General features: G+C 66.0%; 17 protein-coding genes. 13 read left to right on the top strand and 4 right to left on the bottom strand.

Annotation, left to right across the window (positions count from 1 at the left end):
• Positions 1-687 precede the first annotated feature (687 nt).
• The 13 genes from J8F10_RS00685 (at position 688) to J8F10_RS00620 (ending at position 10,542) form a co-directional block, all read left to right on the top strand.
• Complete coding sequence (locus J8F10_RS00685) at positions 688-1,068, top strand: hypothetical protein (protein ID WP_210651609.1); 381 nt, start codon at positions 688-690, stop codon at positions 1,066-1,068.
• Entirely contained in the window at positions 1,065-1,322 is a 258-nt protein-coding gene (locus J8F10_RS00680; RefSeq protein WP_210651608.1) for an AtpZ/AtpI family protein, read from the top strand. Before J8F10_RS00685 ends, J8F10_RS00680 begins: the two co-directional genes overlap by 4 nt.
• A 43-nt stretch (positions 1,323-1,365) precedes the next feature.
• Positions 1,366-2,229, top strand: a complete 864-nt coding sequence (gene atpB / locus J8F10_RS00675; RefSeq protein ID WP_210651602.1) for a F0F1 ATP synthase subunit A — start codon at positions 1,366-1,368, stop codon at positions 2,227-2,229.
• A gap of 127 nt (positions 2,230-2,356) precedes the next feature.
• Entirely contained in the window at positions 2,357-2,635 is a 279-nt protein-coding gene (locus J8F10_RS00670; protein ID WP_390891125.1) for an ATP synthase F0 subunit C, read from the top strand.
• Positions 2,636-2,679: 44 nt separating this feature from the next.
• Positions 2,680-3,273, top strand: a complete 594-nt coding sequence (locus J8F10_RS00665; protein WP_210651597.1) for an ATP synthase F0 subunit B — start codon at positions 2,680-2,682, stop codon at positions 3,271-3,273.
• 72 nt (positions 3,274-3,345) lie between these two features.
• A complete protein-coding gene (atpH, locus tag J8F10_RS00660) occupies positions 3,346-3,960 on the top strand; it encodes an ATP synthase F1 subunit delta (protein ID WP_210651595.1) in 615 nt (204 codons plus the stop codon).
• Positions 3,947-5,674, top strand: a complete 1,728-nt coding sequence (locus J8F10_RS38210; protein WP_246522731.1) for a F0F1 ATP synthase subunit alpha — start codon at positions 3,947-3,949, stop codon at positions 5,672-5,674. Before atpH ends, J8F10_RS38210 begins: the two co-directional genes overlap by 14 nt.
• Positions 5,675-5,742: 68 nt before the next feature.
• Positions 5,743-6,015: a hypothetical protein gene (locus J8F10_RS00645; RefSeq protein ID WP_210651591.1), complete on the top strand. Its 273-nt coding sequence runs from the start codon at positions 5,743-5,745 to the stop codon at positions 6,013-6,015.
• Between the two features lie 20 nt (positions 6,016-6,035).
• Positions 6,036-6,941 carry an ATP synthase F1 subunit gamma gene (atpG, locus tag J8F10_RS00640; RefSeq protein ID WP_210651590.1) on the top strand — a complete coding sequence of 302 codons (906 nt, stop codon included), beginning with the start codon at positions 6,036-6,038 and terminating at the stop codon, positions 6,939-6,941.
• A 60-nt stretch (positions 6,942-7,001) separates the two neighbouring features.
• Positions 7,002-7,472, top strand: coding sequence for a DUF1569 domain-containing protein (locus J8F10_RS00635; protein ID WP_210651589.1), 471 nt, complete (start codon positions 7,002-7,004; stop codon positions 7,470-7,472).
• Between the two features lie 90 nt (positions 7,473-7,562).
• Positions 7,563-9,023, top strand: a complete 1,461-nt coding sequence (gene atpD, locus J8F10_RS00630) for a F0F1 ATP synthase subunit beta (protein WP_210651588.1) — start codon at positions 7,563-7,565, stop codon at positions 9,021-9,023.
• Between the two features lie 74 nt (positions 9,024-9,097).
• On the top strand, positions 9,098-9,550 hold the full coding sequence (locus J8F10_RS00625; protein WP_210651586.1) for a F0F1 ATP synthase subunit epsilon: 453 nt from the start codon (positions 9,098-9,100) through the stop codon (positions 9,548-9,550).
• Positions 9,551-9,693: 143 nt separating this feature from the next.
• Complete coding sequence (locus tag J8F10_RS00620) at positions 9,694-10,542, top strand: acyl-CoA desaturase (RefSeq protein WP_210651584.1); 849 nt, start codon at positions 9,694-9,696, stop codon at positions 10,540-10,542.
• 46 nt (positions 10,543-10,588) lie between these two features.
• On the opposite strand, the gene J8F10_RS38205 is transcribed toward J8F10_RS00620, so the two are convergent.
• The 4 genes from J8F10_RS38205 to J8F10_RS00595 form a co-directional block, all read right to left on the bottom strand.
• The gene (locus tag J8F10_RS38205; RefSeq protein ID WP_246522717.1) at positions 10,589-11,758 is read right to left on the bottom strand and encodes a transposase; all 1,170 of its coding nucleotides are present in this window, start codon (positions 11,756-11,758) and stop codon (positions 10,589-10,591) included.
• 203 nt (positions 11,759-11,961) lie between these two features.
• The gene (locus J8F10_RS00605; protein WP_210651583.1) at positions 11,962-12,606 is read right to left on the bottom strand and encodes an RNA ligase family protein; all 645 of its coding nucleotides are present in this window, start codon (positions 12,604-12,606) and stop codon (positions 11,962-11,964) included.
• Between the two features lie 193 nt (positions 12,607-12,799).
• The gene (locus J8F10_RS00600) at positions 12,800-14,752 is read right to left on the bottom strand and encodes a 2,3-oxidosqualene cyclase (protein ID WP_315854220.1); all 1,953 of its coding nucleotides are present in this window, start codon (positions 14,750-14,752) and stop codon (positions 12,800-12,802) included.
• Positions 14,753-14,765: 13 nt separating this feature from the next.
• On the bottom strand, positions 14,766-16,082 hold the full coding sequence (locus J8F10_RS00595; RefSeq protein ID WP_210651579.1) for an FAD-dependent oxidoreductase: 1,317 nt from the start codon (positions 16,080-16,082) through the stop codon (positions 14,766-14,768).
• Between the last annotated feature and the right edge of the window lie 179 nt (positions 16,083-16,261).

Below are 16,261 nucleotides of genomic sequence, written 5' to 3'. Positions count from 1 at the left end.
GTTGTGGGACGGTCTTGGTAACATCCGTGCCGAAACAGCCGCGGCTCCGGGTTCCGTCCCGGCAAGGTCAAACGATCCAGCGGACCTTGTCTCGCCGGAAAGCGTCCGAGTTAATACCCGGACATCAGATCGGAACCCAAATCCATAACACGAAGAACGGCTAACGAAGGCACCCTGCTCCGGCACAATTCCGCATAAACCCCACAAATCGCCACACGATCAAAGTTTGCCGAGCAGAAAACCTGTTGGTGGTGGGCACCCTACACTCACTGTCACAACCCGACATTTTCAGGCGAGTCGGTGACCCCAAATCTGGGCGGGGAACATTCCTAACTCGTTATTCATCATAGGAAAACGCGGGGGAGCCTGTCAATGTGATTTGGTCGCCGGAACTGGTTCCGGGTACTGATTTTGCCCATCCTACGCCGTGTCAAAACGTCACAACGCTCAAGAATCGCGCAGCCGCACCCGCAGATCTTGCCGAAACCGTCCTCGCGCAAGCGATCGAATCAGCGACGAATCTTTACAAAAAGCCTCAATTTTCAGGTACTTCGAGGCATCCACACTCGCTTGTGAAATATTTCACGAGATGCGGATTGACTTTGCCTCCGAGTTACTCACAATACGCCCTTGTTCACAAAACACTCTGTGCGGAACCGCAACGTGGGGGCAGCCGCGAAGGTCGTTGTGCTGACCACTGGGGCGATTGTCGCCGCGGGAATCGGGTTCGTATCCACGGGCTGGTTTGCCAGCCAACCACCCGTCCTGACAGTCGTTACCGCGACCGGTTTGTGTCTGTCATCTGCGGTTGCAACGTTTCTGCTCGCGGATGCCGTCTTTCGGCACACTCCACAGTTCGGCCCGATTGCTGTTCTAATGGGCACCGGGGTTCGGATGGCGGTGGCGGTCGTTGGGGTTTTGCTGCTCGGTGAAGTGCTTACGAAGCACGGTGCGCCGCGGGACGAGTTTGCCGGATGGGTCACCTATCTGTACATCGTTACTCTTGCAATCGAATGCGGGTTACTGATGTACGGTAAGGCTCAGATAATTCCGGAGAAGGCGCCGTGAACCGCGACCGCGGTACGAGCGATTACAGCGGGCTGGCCCTGATCGGGACGGCCGTGACCGAGCTCGTCGCTCCCATTCTGATCGGGGTCTGGGTGGACAACCGATTCGGCTGGGCGCCGTGGGGATTGGTGGTCGGTACGACGATCGGGTTCGTGGGCGGCATCGGGCATCTTTTGGTGATTGCCAGCCGCGCGGACAAAACGAACAAAACAAAGTCGGGCGAGAGCGACGGGCCGAGTAAACCGCCTACCTAGCATCACGCGAGAGGGCGGTCCCGGACCGGGGAGAGGATCGATCATGGCGCAGGATCCGCTCGAACACGTACTCGACCACGCCTGGGTCGGGCCGATCACCAAGCACCAGATTCTGCTGGTGGTTGCGGCGATTGCCGTTGCGGTTCCCTACATTTTGCTCGCGCGCCGCGTGAAGGACGGCACCCCGCCCCGGGGACCGTTCTGGAACTTCCTCGAAATGCTCTTGCTGTTCATCCGCGACGAAGTCGCGCGGCCGAACATCCACGGCGGGCACGATCACGACGAGCCGCACGGCGTTCACGACGCCATTACCGAACAAACACACGCTCACCACGGGGCAGTGGCCAAGCCGCACGTCCACTTTGCGGACCGCTACGTGCCGTTCCTGTGGACACTGTTTCTGTTCATCCTCGGGTGCAACCTGCTCGGGATGGTACCGTTCCTCGGCTCGCCGACGGCGGAACTGAGCGTCACGCTCGTTCTCGCACTGGCGGTGTTCTTCGTGATTCACGTGTCCGCGATCGCGAAACTCGGCATCGGCAAATACGTGATGTCGTATGTCCCGCGGCTCAAGGGCGACAACCTCGTAATGACCGTGTTCCTCTCGGTGCTGATCGTCCCGCTCATCACCGTCATCGAAGTGATGGGGGCGTTCATCCGGGCCGGGGTGCTCGCGATTCGTTTGTTCGCTAACATTTTTGCCGGGCACGTGGCTCTGGCCGTGATTCTGACGTTCGCTCTTGCTGACCCGATCGCCGGCGGGCTCTCGCCCGGTGGAACGGTCGCGGCCGTGCTTATGGCGACCGCGCTCAGCGTACTCGAACTGTTCGTCGCCTTCCTGCAGGCGTTCGTCTTCGTCCTGTTGACGTCGATTTTCTTGGGCATGCAACTGAACCCGGAACACTAACCTCGGTCGCGCCCGGCCGCCGTGCCGGTGCCTTCCAACCCCGTGTAGAAAGGGACCGACTGCTATGAAACTCGCTTGCCGTATTGCCCTCGCGCTCGTCCTGCTCACCGTTAGCGCCCTGCCCGCTCTGGCCGCGGCCGAGCCCGTCGCTCCCCAGCAACAACCGGCCGCGTCCGCGGCCAACTCCGGTGCGGGCCTCGGGGCCGGTATCGGCGCCGGGCTGGCGATCGTTGGTGCGGGCATCGGCATCGGGCTCGTCGGTTGGTCCGCTCTGGCCGCCATCGCCCGCCAGCCGGAGCAAAAGGGTGCGATCCAGGTCAACATGATCGTTATGGCCGCGCTCGTTGAAGGGGCCGCCATCATCGCGCTGCTCGTGATCTGCTACGCCCTCGTCGGCAAAGCCTGATCCGACCCGGAACAGACCTAACCCTGAAGTGGGGAGATGGCACCATGACCACCTTTGTCCGGACGGCGGGCGCGATCGCCGTCGTCCTGCTGCTGCCGGCCCTGGCGCCGGCGGCCGACGCGCCCGGCGCGCAGAAGAACATCCTCGCGCCGGATCTCGTCAACTCGATCGTGACGGTGGTCGTGTTCGGCGCGCTGCTCGCGATCCTGTACACGTTCGCGTGGGGGCCGATCCTCAAGGGGCTCCAGGCCCGCGAGGAGGCGCAGTTCCAGGCCATCGCCGACGCGAAGAAGGCGAAGGAAGAAGCCGCCGCACTGCGGACGCAACTAGCGGCAGAACTGGCAAAGGCCGCCGACCAGGTGCGGGCGATCATGGACGAGGCCCGGCGGGACGCCGACGCCCTGAAAATCGCCGAGCGCGAGGTCGGGATCAAAGAGGCCCAGGCCGAGCGCGAGCGGGCCTCCCGGGATCTCGCGATCGAGCGCGACGCGCTCCTCAATGAAGTCAGCCAGCGAGCCGTGGACCTCGCCTCGATCATGGCGACCAAGGCCATCCGCCAGCAGGTGACAATCGAGAAGCAAAGTTCGCTGGTGAGCGAATCGATCGCGGAAGTGAACACGAGCGCGAGCCGGGCGTAAGGTCCAAGGAACGTCCCCGCCCGGTCGGGCGGGGGCGAGAAGTTCGGGTTCTTCGGTTCCCCCGGAACACACATGGCGAACGTCGAAACCAAACACGAGACGGTTCTGGACGCGGGGACCACGCGGTCGCGGCTCGCGCGCATCTACGCCGAGTCGCTGCTCGCGGCCGCGGCCAAGAAGGCGCCACAAGCCGTGGACGAGGTCGGGGCCGAACTGTCCGATTTCGTCCGCGAGGTGGTGATCGAGAACCCCACTGTCGGGGCGCTCATCGCGAACCCGACGATCGGCAAGAAGGCGAAAACGGCGGCCCTTTCTGCGGCCCTTGAGGGCCGCTCCTCGGACCTGCTCCGCGGGCTCGTCGCGGTCCTCGCGCACAACAGCCGGCTCGACCTGCTCCGCGGGATCGCTGCCGCGTACCGCGGGCTGCTCGACGACCGCGCCGGGCGGGTGCGGGTGCGGGTCGCGTCGGCCGTGGACCTCTCGGACGCCCAGCGGTCCGAACTCACCGCGAGCCTCAAAAAACTTTTGCGTCAGGAACCTGTTTTGGACGTGCGGGTGGACCCCGACCTGCTCGGCGGGTTGGTGATCCAGGTGGGCGATTCGGTCATCGACACCTCCGTCCGCACGCGCCTCCGGTCTCTCCGTACACTCTTGCTCGATAAGGGCGGCAGCAATGGCATCAACTAAGATCAGCGCCGGCGAGATCATCAGTGTCCTGACCAACTCGATCAGCAACTTCGACCGCACGGTCGAAACGCGCGCCGTCGGGCAGGTGCTCGAGGTGGGCGACGGCATCGCCCGGTGCTACGGGCTGTCCGAGGTCATGGCCGGCGAGCTCGTGGACTTCCCGCAGGCCGGGATCAAGGGCCTCGCGTTCAACCTCGAAGAGAACTCGGTCGCCGTCATCATCCTCGGCGACTACCTGAAGGTCACCGAGGGGATGGAGGTCCGGACCACGGGCGAGCTGCTCTCCGTGCCGGTCGGCGAGGGGCTGATCGGCCGCGTGGTGGACCCGCTCGGCAACCCGGTCGACGGCAAGGGGCCGATCGCGACCACGAAGCGCCGGCTCGTCGAGAGCCCGGCCCCCGGGATCGTCGACCGCCAGCCCGTGAAACAGCCGCTCCAGACGGGCATCAAGGCCATCGACTCGATGACCCCCGTGGGCCGCGGCCAGCGCGAGCTCATCATCGGCGACCGCAAGACGGGCAAGACCGCCATCGCGATCGACACGATCATCAACCAGAAGGAAGAGAACGTCATCTGCGTGTACGTCGCGTGCGGGCAGATGGAATCGAAGGTCGCGGGCGTGGTCGAGATCCTGCGGAAGACGGGCGCGATGGACTACACCATCGTGGTCGTCGCGTCCGCGTCCGACGCGGCCCCGCTCCAGTACTACGCGCCCTACGCGGGCGCGGCGATGGCCGAGTTCTTCACCTACGAGCAGGGCCGCGACACGCTGTGCGTGTACGACGACCTCTCGAAGCAGGCCGCCGCGTACCGGCAGCTCTCGCTGCTCGTCCGCCGGCCCCCGGGCCGCGAGGCGTACCCCGGCGACGTGTTCTACGCCCACTCCCGCCTGCTCGAGCGGTCCGCGAAGCTGGCCGAAAAGTGGGTCATCATTGACGGCAACACCGACGCTACGAACGCCGGCGCCCACTGGGGCATCAACAAGGCCACCAACACGATCGAGAAGCGCGGGCCGGGCGACGAGGGCATGGTCTACGTCGGGCCGGGCGAAAAGGGCGGGTACGACCAAGCCAAGCACGACCTGAAGCACTTCCCCGGCGCGAAGATCGCGAAGGTCGCGGGGAGCGGCGGGTCGCTGACCGCGCTGCCGATCATCGAAACCCTCGAAGGCGAAGTGTCGGCGTACATCCCGACGAACGTGATCTCGATCACCGACGGCCAGATCTACCTCCAGCCCGACCTGAAGAACGCCGGCGTGCTGCCCGCGGTGGACGTCGGCATCTCGGTGTCGCGCGTCGGCGGGAACGCCCAGATCGGTGCGATGAAGCACAAGACGGTCGCCGGCGGGTTGAAGCTGGCGCTCGCGCAGTTCCGCGAGCTCGAAGCGTTCGCCCAGCTCGGTACCGACCTCGACAAGGTGACGCAGGCCCAACTCGACCGCGGGTACCGCATGGTCGAGATCCTGAAGCAGGGGCAGTACAAGCCGCTGAACGTGATCGACCAGATCATGATCATCTACGCCGGGAACAGCGGCGGGCTGGACAAGGTCGATCGCAAGAAGGTGAAGGACTGGGAGGACCAGTTCCTCAAGTTCATGAAGGAGCAGAAGCCGGAAACCCGTGCCCTGCTCGCCAAAGAAAAGAAGATGACCGACGAGGTTCTCAAGGCGCTGGACGCGGCCATCGCCGAGTTCCAACCGCAGTTCAAGGCCTGATTTTCGGTACCCGGTGGCCCGGCCACGCGGCCGGGGCGCGCCCGACTCTAGCGCGAAGAAAAGGAGGGATGGCACAATTCGTATGGATCGACTGGAACCTATCGAAACTGGCAATGCACCATCTCTCCCCGGACGAGGTGGAGTTCGCGTGGGAGCACCGGACCGACGCGGACGAGTGGGCTGAACCGGAACCGGGCGTCGAGAGCTACGGCCGCGCCCCGAACGGCCGGTGGGTGAAGATCATCTGGCGGTACAACGGGTTCGGCGACGGGGACCTGATCTTCGTCATCACCGCGTACCACGCGCCGCACCCGCCCCCGCGGACCGGCGCGAAACACTAAACACCAAACACCGCTCCAAAATGGCAAACCTTCGTGTCCTCGTGAAGCGCCGCAAGGCCGTGCGGAACATCCGCAAGATCACGAAGACGATGGAACTGATCGCGACCTCCCGGTTCCAGCGAGCCCTCAAGCGCGCGCAGGAAGCCGAGTCGTACACGCGCAAGATCGCCGAACTCGCGGCCGACCTGAGCAGGAACGCGAGCGAAGTGAGCCACCCGCTCCTCGCCACGCGCCCGGTGAAGAAGACGCTGGTGCTCGTCATCACCGCGAACCGCGGGCTGTGCGGCGGGTACAACGGGAGCGTCCTCCGCGAAGCGGTCCAGGTGACGCGCCAGCTCGCCGCGGCCAACGCGCCCTTCGATCTCGAAGCGGCCGGCAAGCGCGGGATCGCGTTCTTCAAGTTCCAGGGCGTCCCGCGGACCCACGAGTACACCAACTTCGAGGACAAGCCGACGTTCGCGGAAGTGGACGCGGTCGCGAGCCGGTACATCGACCTCTACATCTCCGGGCAGATCGACGAGGTGAAGGTCGCGTACACGAAGTTCATTACCGCCGCCCGACAACAAGCGGTCGTGGAAACGCTGCTCCCGCTGTCGTCGGTCGCGGTCGCGTCGAGCAAGCCCGCCGCGGCCGCAGCGACGCCGGAGGCGGGCGGAGCGGACGCGAAGACCGATTACGAGTTCATCCCGGACGCGGCCGAGATCCTCGAGGAACTGGTTCCCGCGGCCCTGAAGGTGCGCCTGTTCAAGATGTTCCTGGACGCGGCCGTGAGCGAGCAGATCGCCCGCCGCGTCGCGATGAAGGCCGCGACCGAGAACGCCGGCGACCTCATCAAGGACATCACGCGGGTCTACAACCGTACCCGCCAAGCGAACATTACGAAAGAGATTTCGGAACTCATCGCCGGGTCCGAAGCGCTGAAGTAACGGCTGGCCTCTCAAGCCAGGGATTAAAATCTCTGGAATTAAATGACAGAGGGCCGCGAAATGCCCGAGCGCCGGAAGCTGACCTTCGCCACGCTCGACGACGCGGTTCGCGACGCAGAGAACTTGCTCGCGAAAGGGTATAACAGGGCCGGAAATTGGGATCTGGCGCAGGTGTGTTTTCACCTCGCCGAGTGGATGCGGTACCCGGTCGAAGGGTTCCCGAAACCGCCCCTCCTGATGCGCCCCGTGTTCTGGATGGCACGCAACACGATCGCCCGCCGAATGCTCCGCAAGGTGTTGGAAAAAGGTGAGATGCCCCCGGGGGCCCCGACCCTGAAAGAGTCGGTCGCGCCGGTCGGGGGCGACCCGGCAGCGGCGGTCGCAAAACTGAAGGCCGCCGCCGGGCGGTTCAAAACACACACGGGGCCGTTTCACCCGTCCCCGTTGCTCGGCGTGCTGAGCGCCGACGAAGGAAACAAGGTGCAGGTGCTCCACTGTGAGCACCACCTGAGTTTCTTGGTTCCGAAGTAGGTCGGGCGCGGTCCGACACCACACAACGAACGTCGGGCACGGCCCCGACCACGAGCCGACAAAATACCACGCGAGTTCCTGGAGCAACCGATGGTTTCCACCGCAACGAAGTCCGGCAAGATCGTGCAGATCATCGGGTCCACGTTCGACGTGGAGTTCGAGGAGGGGCACCTGCCCGCGATCTACAACGCGCTGAAGATCAGCACGAAGACCGCGGGCGGCACCAGCATCAACCTCACCGGCGAAGTGCAGCAGCACCTGGGCGGCAGCCGCGTGCGGTGCGTCGCCCTCGGGAGCACCGACGGCCTGGTCCGCGGGATCGACGTCGAGGACACCGGCGGCCCGGTCTCGGTGCCGGTCGGCCTCGAGACGCTGGGCCGGGTGTTCAACCTGCTCGGCGACCCGATCGACGGCGGCGGCCCGGTCAAGACCGAGGGCAAGCGGTCGATCCACCGCGAACCACCGAAGTTCGACGAGCTGTCGCCGAAGTCCGAAGTGCTGGTCACCGGCATCAAGGTCATCGACCTGCTCACGCCGCTCGCGCGTGGTGGTAAGGCCGGTCTGTTCGGCGGGGCCGGTCTGGGCAAGACGGTCATTCTCACCGAGCTGATTAACCGCATCGCGAAGATCTATAAGGGTTACTCGGTGTTCGCGGGGGTCGGCGAGCGGACCCGCGAAGGGAACGACCTCTGGCTCGAAATGCAGGAAACGAAGACCAGCGCCGCGGCCGACGCGAAGAGCGTGCTCGAGAGCTGCGCGATGGTGTTCGGCCAGATGAACGAGCCGCCGGGCGCCCGCCTCCGCGTCGCGCTGTCGGCCCTGACGATGGCCGAATGGTTCCGCGACGTGACCGGGACCGAAACGCTGCTGTTCGTGGACAACATCTTCCGGTTCTCGCAGGCCGGGTCGGAAGTGTCCGCGCTCCTCGGCCGTATGCCGAGCGCCGTGGGTTATCAGCCGACGCTCGCCACCGAAATGGGCGAGCTCCAGGAACGCATCACGACCACGAAGGACGGGGCCATCACCTCGGTACAAGCCGTGTACGTGCCGGCCGACGACCCCACCGACCCGGCCCCGGCCAACACGTTCCAGCACCTGGATGCGTTCATCTACCTCGAGCGGTCGATCTCCGAAAAGGGGATCTACCCGGCCATCGACCCGCTCGCGTCAAACAGCCGGCTGCTCGACCCGCAGTTCGTCGGTGAGCGCCACTTCGCGGTGGCCGACCGGGTGAAGCGCATCCTCCAGCGGTACCGCGAGCTCCAGGACATCATCGCGATCCTCGGGGTCGAAGAACTGAGCGAAGAGGACAAGAAGGTCGTGGCCCGCGCCCGCCGCATCGAGCGGTTCCTCAGCCAGCCGTTCTTCGTGGCCGAACCGTTCACCGGTAAGCCGGGCAACTTCACGAAGCTCGAGGACACGATCCGCAGCTTCGAGGAGCTGTGCGACGGCAAGTGGGACAACGTGCCGGAAGGCGCGTTCATGTACGTCGGCACGATCGAAGAGGTCGCCGCCGCCGCCGAGGAAGCCGCGAAGAAGGCCGGGAAGTAACTTCTGGCGCGACGAGTGACGGGGCACGTTCCCCGTCACCCGCGACCCGTTTCTTCACTCCCACGACCACACACATGGCTGGCACGCGCCAGCCGGAGTCGAACCAGATGTCGAACACCGCGAGCGGACACCTCCGCGTCGTCGTCGTCACCCCGGAACGGGCCGTGCTCGACGAGACCGCGGAGATGGTCATCCTTCCGATGATTGATGGCGAACTCGGCGTGCAACGGGGCCGCGCGCCGCTCATCGGCCGCCTGGGGGCGGGCGAACTGCGGCTCAACAGCGAATCGGGCGTCACGCGGTGGTTCATCGACGCCGGGTTCGTGCAGGTGCGGTCGAACGTGGTCACCGTGCTGACCGCGAAGGCCCGCCCCGCGTCCGAGGTCACGCCCGACGTGGTGGCCGCCGCCGCGAACGAAGCCGCCACGCTGCCCTCATCGAGCGCCGTCGAGCGCGCGAACAAGGCGAAGGCCAACGACCGCGTGTCCGGGCTCAAGAGAGTCGCCGACAAGAACATCGGCGCGTGACGCAGCGCGTGCGGCCACTCTATTCTGAAGAGCGTTTCACCGCAGAGGGCGCCGAGAGCGCAAAGCAAAGGCAGGACGGGGCATTTCCAATCCGGCCTTTCTCCGCCTCCTATGCGGTTAACTCTTAATGAGGGGGCGCACACGTGCAGACCACCCTCGCGCCCCCTCGATTCCATAGCGCCCGGGTCGCACTCACGGTCGGCCCGGTGTTGGTAGTTCACCTCGCTCTCGTTGCCGTTCCATTCGTCGAGTTCACCATCCGGTCGGTCGTGACGATGCTGGTAGTAAGCCGGCTCATCGGCCTGGGTGTGACCGCCGGGTTCCATCGCTGCCTCACGCACCACTCGTTCAAAACTTCTCGCGGGTTCCAGTTCGCGCTCGCGGCCGCAGGGTGCGCCGCGCTGCAAAAGGGGCCGCTTTGGTGGGTCGCCCAGCACCGGCTCCACCACAAGCACTCGGACACGCCCGACGACCCGCACTCCCCGGTCGTCAGGAACTTCTTCCACGCGCACTTCGGCTGGCTCTTCGCGTGCGCCCCGGCGGTTCTGGACAAGCGCGCGATCCGCGACCTCACGAAGTACCCCGAGTTGGTCTGGCTCGATCGCCTGTGGGTGCTTCCCGGTTTGTTCCTCGCGACTGCCTGCTACGCCCTCTTGGGCTGGAACGGGTTGGTGTACGGCTACTGCCTGACAGCGGTGCTGGTGCTTCACGTCACGTTCGCGATCAACTCGGTGGCACACCTGTTCGGTCGGCAGCGGTTCGGCACCGGCGACGGTAGCCGGAACAATGCCCCGCTGGGCGTCCTGGCACTGGGCGAGGGGTGGCACAACAACCACCACCGCGCGCCCCATTCGGCGCGGCACGGGTTCGCGTGGTACGAGTTCGATGAAACTTACCTGTTCATCCGCGTACTCGCGCGACTCGGGCTCGTGTGGGACGTGAAACTCCCGTCTCCAGCGATACTGACGGGCGAAGCAATTTCCGACAGGTAGCCCGGTTTCGGTGCCCTTGTAACGAGCCGCGACCGCAACAGTAGTTTCAAGGCGTTGCGTTGGTTGTAAGTGTATTGTGTGGCAGGGTAATACATCGTGTGCGTGGGTATCGTGAGCGGATCCGTTGCGTGAGCCAGTCGAGCATCTCGGCCAACGGGAACTGGGCGACCCAGGCGGTCGGCGCGAGCCCGCGTGCCCGAGCGATCCGGAGCGTCAGGTACACCCACACCTGGCGCAACAGCAGGGCCACGCCCTCGAGCAGCAACCGGTACTCGGGGTTGGTGCTGGTGGTCCACCCGCGGGCCTGGTTCTTCTGCCGATAGCTGGTCTCGATCCCGAACCGCTCTCGGTACCGCCGGCGCCCCAACCGAGCCCGGTTCGCCTCCGACACGGCGGTCGCATCGCCCCACCCGCGGAACGCGTACACCCGGGCGTGCGATTCGCCCTTCCGTTGCCACACGAGCACCCGAGTCGATACCGCCTTGCGGCTCTTCTCGGTGACCCACTCCATGGTGGTGATGGTGCCGTGGGGTTGGGTGTAGCTGGCGTTGCGGCGGTTGGTACCGGTGCCCTTCTTGCGCATCGGGACCGTGTAGCTCAGGTTCCGTTCCTGCAACAGCAACAGGGTCTCCCCGCTGTCGAACCCGGCGTCCAGAACCACCCCGCGGACCGTGAGCCCGCGGGCCGCCACCTGGTCCAGAAGGGTCTGCACCTGCTGGTGCGGCTTGGTTCCTTTCGTCACGCTCATCAGCCCCACGGTGTACCGCCGGTGCTTGTGAATCAGTACCCCGGTGGCGTACGCGTGAAAGAACGAGGTCCCGGCCTTCTTGGGTCCGCCGATGATCCCCGGGGTGCTGCGATCCCCATAAAAGGGGACGTAATGCACATCGATGGCACACGTCCACCGGCGCCTCCGGTCCCGGCGCGTGAACCCCGCCACCTGGTGAAGGGCATCCACCAACCGGGCCGTGAGTTGGTCCCGGGAACCCCGGTTGGCGTGCATCGCCTGTCGCGCGGTCTCGTGGGAGAACCCGAAGTACCGGGTCACTACCGCGAACAACGTGCGGGTGGTGCCCGCGATCAACAGCACCAGGTCGAGCAACTGGGTGCGCGTGACCGACCGCTTGTAGTCGGTCCAACCCAGGGCCCGTTCCAACGTTCGGCGCGTCAGTGCGTGGACCACCGCCGGGGTGATCGTAGAGTAACCACGTCGCATGGGAGGCTCCCGTTCAAGTGCCTGAGAACCTTGAACTTAGGAACTCCCATGCGGCACTGCCAAATCACTTGAAACTACTGGCAAGGGAGCGGGAGGCGCCTCCCGCTCCCTTGCGGTCGCGGCTCGTGTGGTCGCTGCAAGGATCTCGAAACGGGACTCTCCCTCCCCGCTCCGGGACTGGACCGCCGAGTGACTACCGGTGGTCACTCCCAGTAATCCTCCCACCGCGTGCCGAAGGTGGTCTTCAGGCGTGCGAGGTACGCATACGTCTTCACTTTCACCATCCACACGTCCCCTCCCCCGCTACCGCCCTTGCACACGACGCCTTCCGCGACGCCGTACTTCCCCTCGCGCACCGCTTCGAGGAACGTGCCGGTCAGCTTCCCGGTGTGGACGACGCGCGGCGACGGGAGGTGGCCGAAGTCCGCTACGAACTGCGCCGGTGAAACGAAGCCGTAACCCTCGGCCCACACGTCGAAGAGGAGCGCCTGTTTCGGGTCACCCGGCTCGTGTGCGCCGGCGAACGAGTTCGGCCCTGCGAACTCGGTGAACGCCTTGAATGAAGTGAACGGCGCGTAGTTGACGTGATCGCGCAGCAGCGCACCCAGCGGCTCCGCGATCGTGGCGAGGAACACCGGCGCGGCCTCTTCCAATCCGGGGTGCGCGGCGTTGAACTGTTCGATACCGGTCGCAGTCAGGTTGAACTCGTCGCGCCGCGAGCCGAATGCGTGCCAGCCAAAGTCGCGCTCCCAGCACCAGTGCAAGTTGGTGCCGTCGAGCTTATCGAACGCGACGCACCGGCCGAGCGGCGCAGCGCCGCTCCCGGGGATTTTGGGATAGTGGAGCATAATCCGAAAGGACGCGCAAGTCTGGGTATGGGTTCAGAGCGTTTGATCGCTTCAGAGTGTTTCACCGCAGAGGGCGCAGAGAGCGCGGAGCAAAGGCCGAATGAGAAATGATCTTTCCTGCCTTTGCTCCGCGCTCTCTGCGCCCTCTGCGGTGAAACACTCTTCTCCGCGTCCTCTGCGGTGAAACACTCTTCTAAGACTGAGCGGCCGCGAGTGCCCACGCGGGGAAGTACGCGCGGTAGAGGTCGTAGTCCAACATCGCCGTCCCAAAAAACACGCCGTTCACGGCTTCGCGCGGGTACACACCCGCTTCAGATTGGTGCGCGGCGAGCCACTCGGCCCCGCGCCGAACGGCAGCGTGCCCCGCCCCGACCACCTCGCACAACGCGAGCACCGCCCAGCTCGTCATCGTCGCCTGCGATTCCGGGTGCTCGGCGTACTCCTGGCGCAAACACCCGGCGTAGTGTTCGCCCCACCCGCCATCGGGCTTTTGATGCTGTGTGAGCCAGTTCGCGGCCCGTTGAAGTGCGGGTATGTGTCCGTAGCCGGCGGCGCGGAGTCCGCGAACCGCGTGGAACGTGCCGTAAGTGAGGTACACGCCCCAGGCGCCGGGGAACGCCCCGTCGGGGCGCTGGCGGTCGAGCAGGAACCGCGCGCCGCGTCGGATCGCGCGATCGACGCGAGCCGGAGCGTGATGCGGCACGGCTTCCCGGAAGCGGGAGAGGGCCACCAGACACGATCCGGTGCATTCGATGTACGACTGGTCCGTCATGCAGCGCGTGAACATCTCCGACGGGTTCAACCGCTCGAGCCAGCGCGGGCTGCGGGCGCGCTCGTAAGAGCCGAACCCGCCGTCGGGGTTCTGGCGCGAGAGGATGAAGTCCGCCGCGAGCGCGAGCCGGGCATCCGGGATTCGCGCTCGCGGGTCGAGTTCCAGCGCGGGTGCGGCGTGCATTCCCAGAACTGCGGAGAGCGCTTCTGCGGTGCAGTCGCTCACGGGCCACGAGTGCGCGGAATCGCCCAGGCACCACCCACCGAGCGCGCGGTCGGGGAACATCGGGTCGCGCCCCGCGACGGGCTTCATCACTTGTTGTTCGGCCAGGAAGCGGTACGCGCGCAAGAGCGCGTCGCGGTTGGCACGCGCCGCACCGGGATCGGCGAGTAGCGCTTCGACCGCGAACCCGGTGTCCCACACGCGGGTGCGCCCGCCGGCGTAGCGCAGCCCGCGGTCGGCATCGTCCCAGCGGTAGGCCTCGAAACCTTCGACACACTTTGCGATCAGCGCCGGGTCCGCGCCGCGCGCGTGCAGCCCGAGCACGTTCAGTACGCCATTGACCGGCGAGAGCGTGAGGTGGTCGGACACGTCGAGGTCGCGCGCGATGAGGTCCACGCACCGGCGTAAAGCGCGTTCGCGCGCCCAGCGCGGTGGGAACCGGTCGTACCACCCCATCACGCGCTCGGCCGCGCGAATCAACAGATTCGGAGGCTCGAAAGCGTCGCTCGGCGCAAGGTGATAGCGGTGTTCGCGGAACGTCGCGGGCGGACCGGCCGGGCCGTAGAGTTCGCGCCGGAGTTCGTCCGCGAGCGCGCCGAGCGGGAACGTCGCGTGGCTCCCCTGGAGGAACGACATCGCGAGGTAGACGTACCGCGTGTGGCAGTAGAAGCGGATCGGGTGAACCGGAACCGCGCGCGGCAACAGTGCGAGTTCCGGTACGAGCGGTCGGAGCCCGTCGCGCCCGTAAAGCCCGAGCATCGTGAGCCAGAACTTCCCCCACGTCGGCGCGGACAAAACGCCGCCGGGCTGGGCGTGCAACCAGTTTCGCGCGCGAACAGCGAGGGGGTGTTCGGCGCGCGCACCGAGGCAGCGCATCGCGACGTACACCAGGCTCGTCACGAACACCGAGCCGGGGTGTTCGGGGTGCAAGCCGAAGGCACCGTCCGAAGTTTGCGTGCGCTCGAAGTGCAAAAGAATCTTGGTCGCGTCTTCGGCCGAAAAGGGAAGGCCGACGATGTGCCGCGTGATCGCCACCTGCGCAGTAACGACGGGGCACCAAATCATCTCCCCTTCCCAGTACCCGTCGGCAGTCTGTAGGGCGCGGAGGTGTTCGGCGGCGCGTTCGGTGGCGGTAGGAAGTTCGTGGGGCACGGGGTTCACAGCATCAATTCGTGAAGGCTTCGCGCGCGAACCAGCCGGCCCAGTCCGCGAACCCGGCGACGGCGCCGAACGTGTACGCGAGCGGTCGGCGCCCGACCCCGGTGACGACCTGGCGCGTCGCGGCGACCAGGAGGCGCGCGAACGTCACGCTGAGCGCGGCCCGGCGCGTCTCCCGGACGGCGAGCAATCGCATCGTGTCATGCCTGGCGGCCGCGGACGAGCGCCACGTGTGGTACACGGCTTCGCGCAGCTCCGTGCTCCCCGCGTCCGCGCCCACGAACAAGTCGTAGAGCCCCATCGAGAGCAGTTCGGGCACGCGCCCGCCGGCGCGCCGGACCGAGGCGTACTCTTCGACCGAATGCGACCTCGCGAGGGTGACCGCGTCGAGGAACCCGACCGACATCCCGACGGCACAGAGCGGGTGGCAGTGGCCGACCGCGTCGCCCACCAGGGCCACCCCGTTCCGCCCGTACTGTTTCCGGCGCATCCACTGGTTCGCCGCGACCGCGGGCGCGCTGGCCGCGAGCGCCCGAACACACGCTTCGTGAACGGACACGGGAAGCGCGTCCCGATAGGCGGCGAGCAGTTCCGCCGGGGCCCGCACCCACGCGACGCGGTCCGCGGGCACGTCGAAGCAGACGCGCGCCTGGTGCTCGTCGACCCGGAACGCGAGCACGGGACCGGGGCCGCCGAGAAACACGTTGCCGAATTCCGTGAACGGCAGCGCGGCCGCGTCGATCAGCACGCCGAGCATGTACGAGATCGGCTGGCTCCCGCCCGGGTGCCCGAGCATCTGCCGCACAACGGATTGCCGACCGTCCGCCCCCACGATCAGGTCCGCCTTAACCTCAACTGTCCGCTTCCGATCGGGTGTTGCGACCGTGACCCCGCCCCGAGCGACGTCCGTCACCCGGCAGCCCGCGAGCACCGTGACGTTGCGTTCGCGCGCGAGTGCCTTCTGAATCGCTTCGACAATGAAGTGGTGCTGGCACCCGATCGCGCGCTCGCCGCCGACATACGGCAGCACGATCGGGTCACCGTCTTTGGGGAAGATCGCGAACCCGCGGCCCGATGCGTGCGGGATCTCTTCGCGCGCGAAATCGACGCCCAAACTTGTGAGAATGCCGGCGCCGGTGGGGTGGAGCCATTCGCCCCCGAGCCGGTGATTTTGCGGGCGGGCATCGACCAGACACACGCGGGCGCCGGTCCTGGCGAACGCGAGCGCGGCAGCGCAACCGACCGGCCCGCCGCCGACAATGGCCACGTCCGCCGAGAGGCGCGCGGGGAGCACCGATTGTTCGTCCGAACCGGAATGAGGCATGAGACCAGCCGTGGTCACGGTACGGGCCTGTGGAATCGTCCGAATGTCTCAGGTCTGTTATCGCACGGGGCCGGGCCGATGACCATCCCAACCTCACCGCTCCGGCGAGCCGTTGAGTGCTCGTGAACGCGAAATGACCTCACAATTTGCCGAAATTGGTCTTCGCGCCGGCGGGTCGA

It is taken from the genome of Gemmata palustris (assembly GCF_017939745.1).
Classification (GTDB): Bacteria; Planctomycetota; Planctomycetia; order Gemmatales; family Gemmataceae; genus Gemmata; species Gemmata palustris.
This window is presented reverse-complemented; position numbering and strand designations above follow the sequence as displayed.

Bases quoted from the DNA above. Each gene is read 5' to 3' on its own strand.
- atpB (WP_210651602.1), top strand. From the start codon at position 1,366: ATGGCGCAGGATCCGCTCGAACACGTACTCGACCACGCCTGGGTCGGG.
- J8F10_RS00665 (WP_210651597.1), top strand. From the start codon at position 2,680: ATGACCACCTTTGTCCGGACGGCGGGCGCGATCGCCGTCGTCCTGCTG.
- atpH (WP_210651595.1), top strand. From the start codon at position 3,346: ATGGCGAACGTCGAAACCAAACACGAGACGGTTCTGGACGCGGGGACC.
- J8F10_RS38210 (WP_246522731.1), top strand. From the start codon at position 3,947: ATGGCATCAACTAAGATCAGCGCCGGCGAGATCATCAGTGTCCTGACC.
- J8F10_RS00645 (WP_210651591.1), top strand. From the start codon at position 5,743: ATGGCACAATTCGTATGGATCGACTGGAACCTATCGAAACTGGCAATG.
- atpG (WP_210651590.1), top strand. From the start codon at position 6,036: ATGGCAAACCTTCGTGTCCTCGTGAAGCGCCGCAAGGCCGTGCGGAAC.
- J8F10_RS00635 (WP_210651589.1), top strand. From the start codon at position 7,002: ATGCCCGAGCGCCGGAAGCTGACCTTCGCCACGCTCGACGACGCGGTT.
- atpD (WP_210651588.1), top strand. From the start codon at position 7,563: ATGGTTTCCACCGCAACGAAGTCCGGCAAGATCGTGCAGATCATCGGG.
- J8F10_RS00625 (WP_210651586.1), top strand. From the start codon at position 9,098: ATGGCTGGCACGCGCCAGCCGGAGTCGAACCAGATGTCGAACACCGCG.
- J8F10_RS38205 (WP_246522717.1), bottom strand. From the start codon at position 11,758: ATGCGACGTGGTTACTCTACGATCACCCCGGCGGTGGTCCACGCACTG.
- J8F10_RS00605 (WP_210651583.1), bottom strand. From the start codon at position 12,606: ATGCTCCACTATCCCAAAATCCCCGGGAGCGGCGCTGCGCCGCTCGGC.
- J8F10_RS00595 (WP_210651579.1), bottom strand. From the start codon at position 16,082: ATGCCTCATTCCGGTTCGGACGAACAATCGGTGCTCCCCGCGCGCCTC.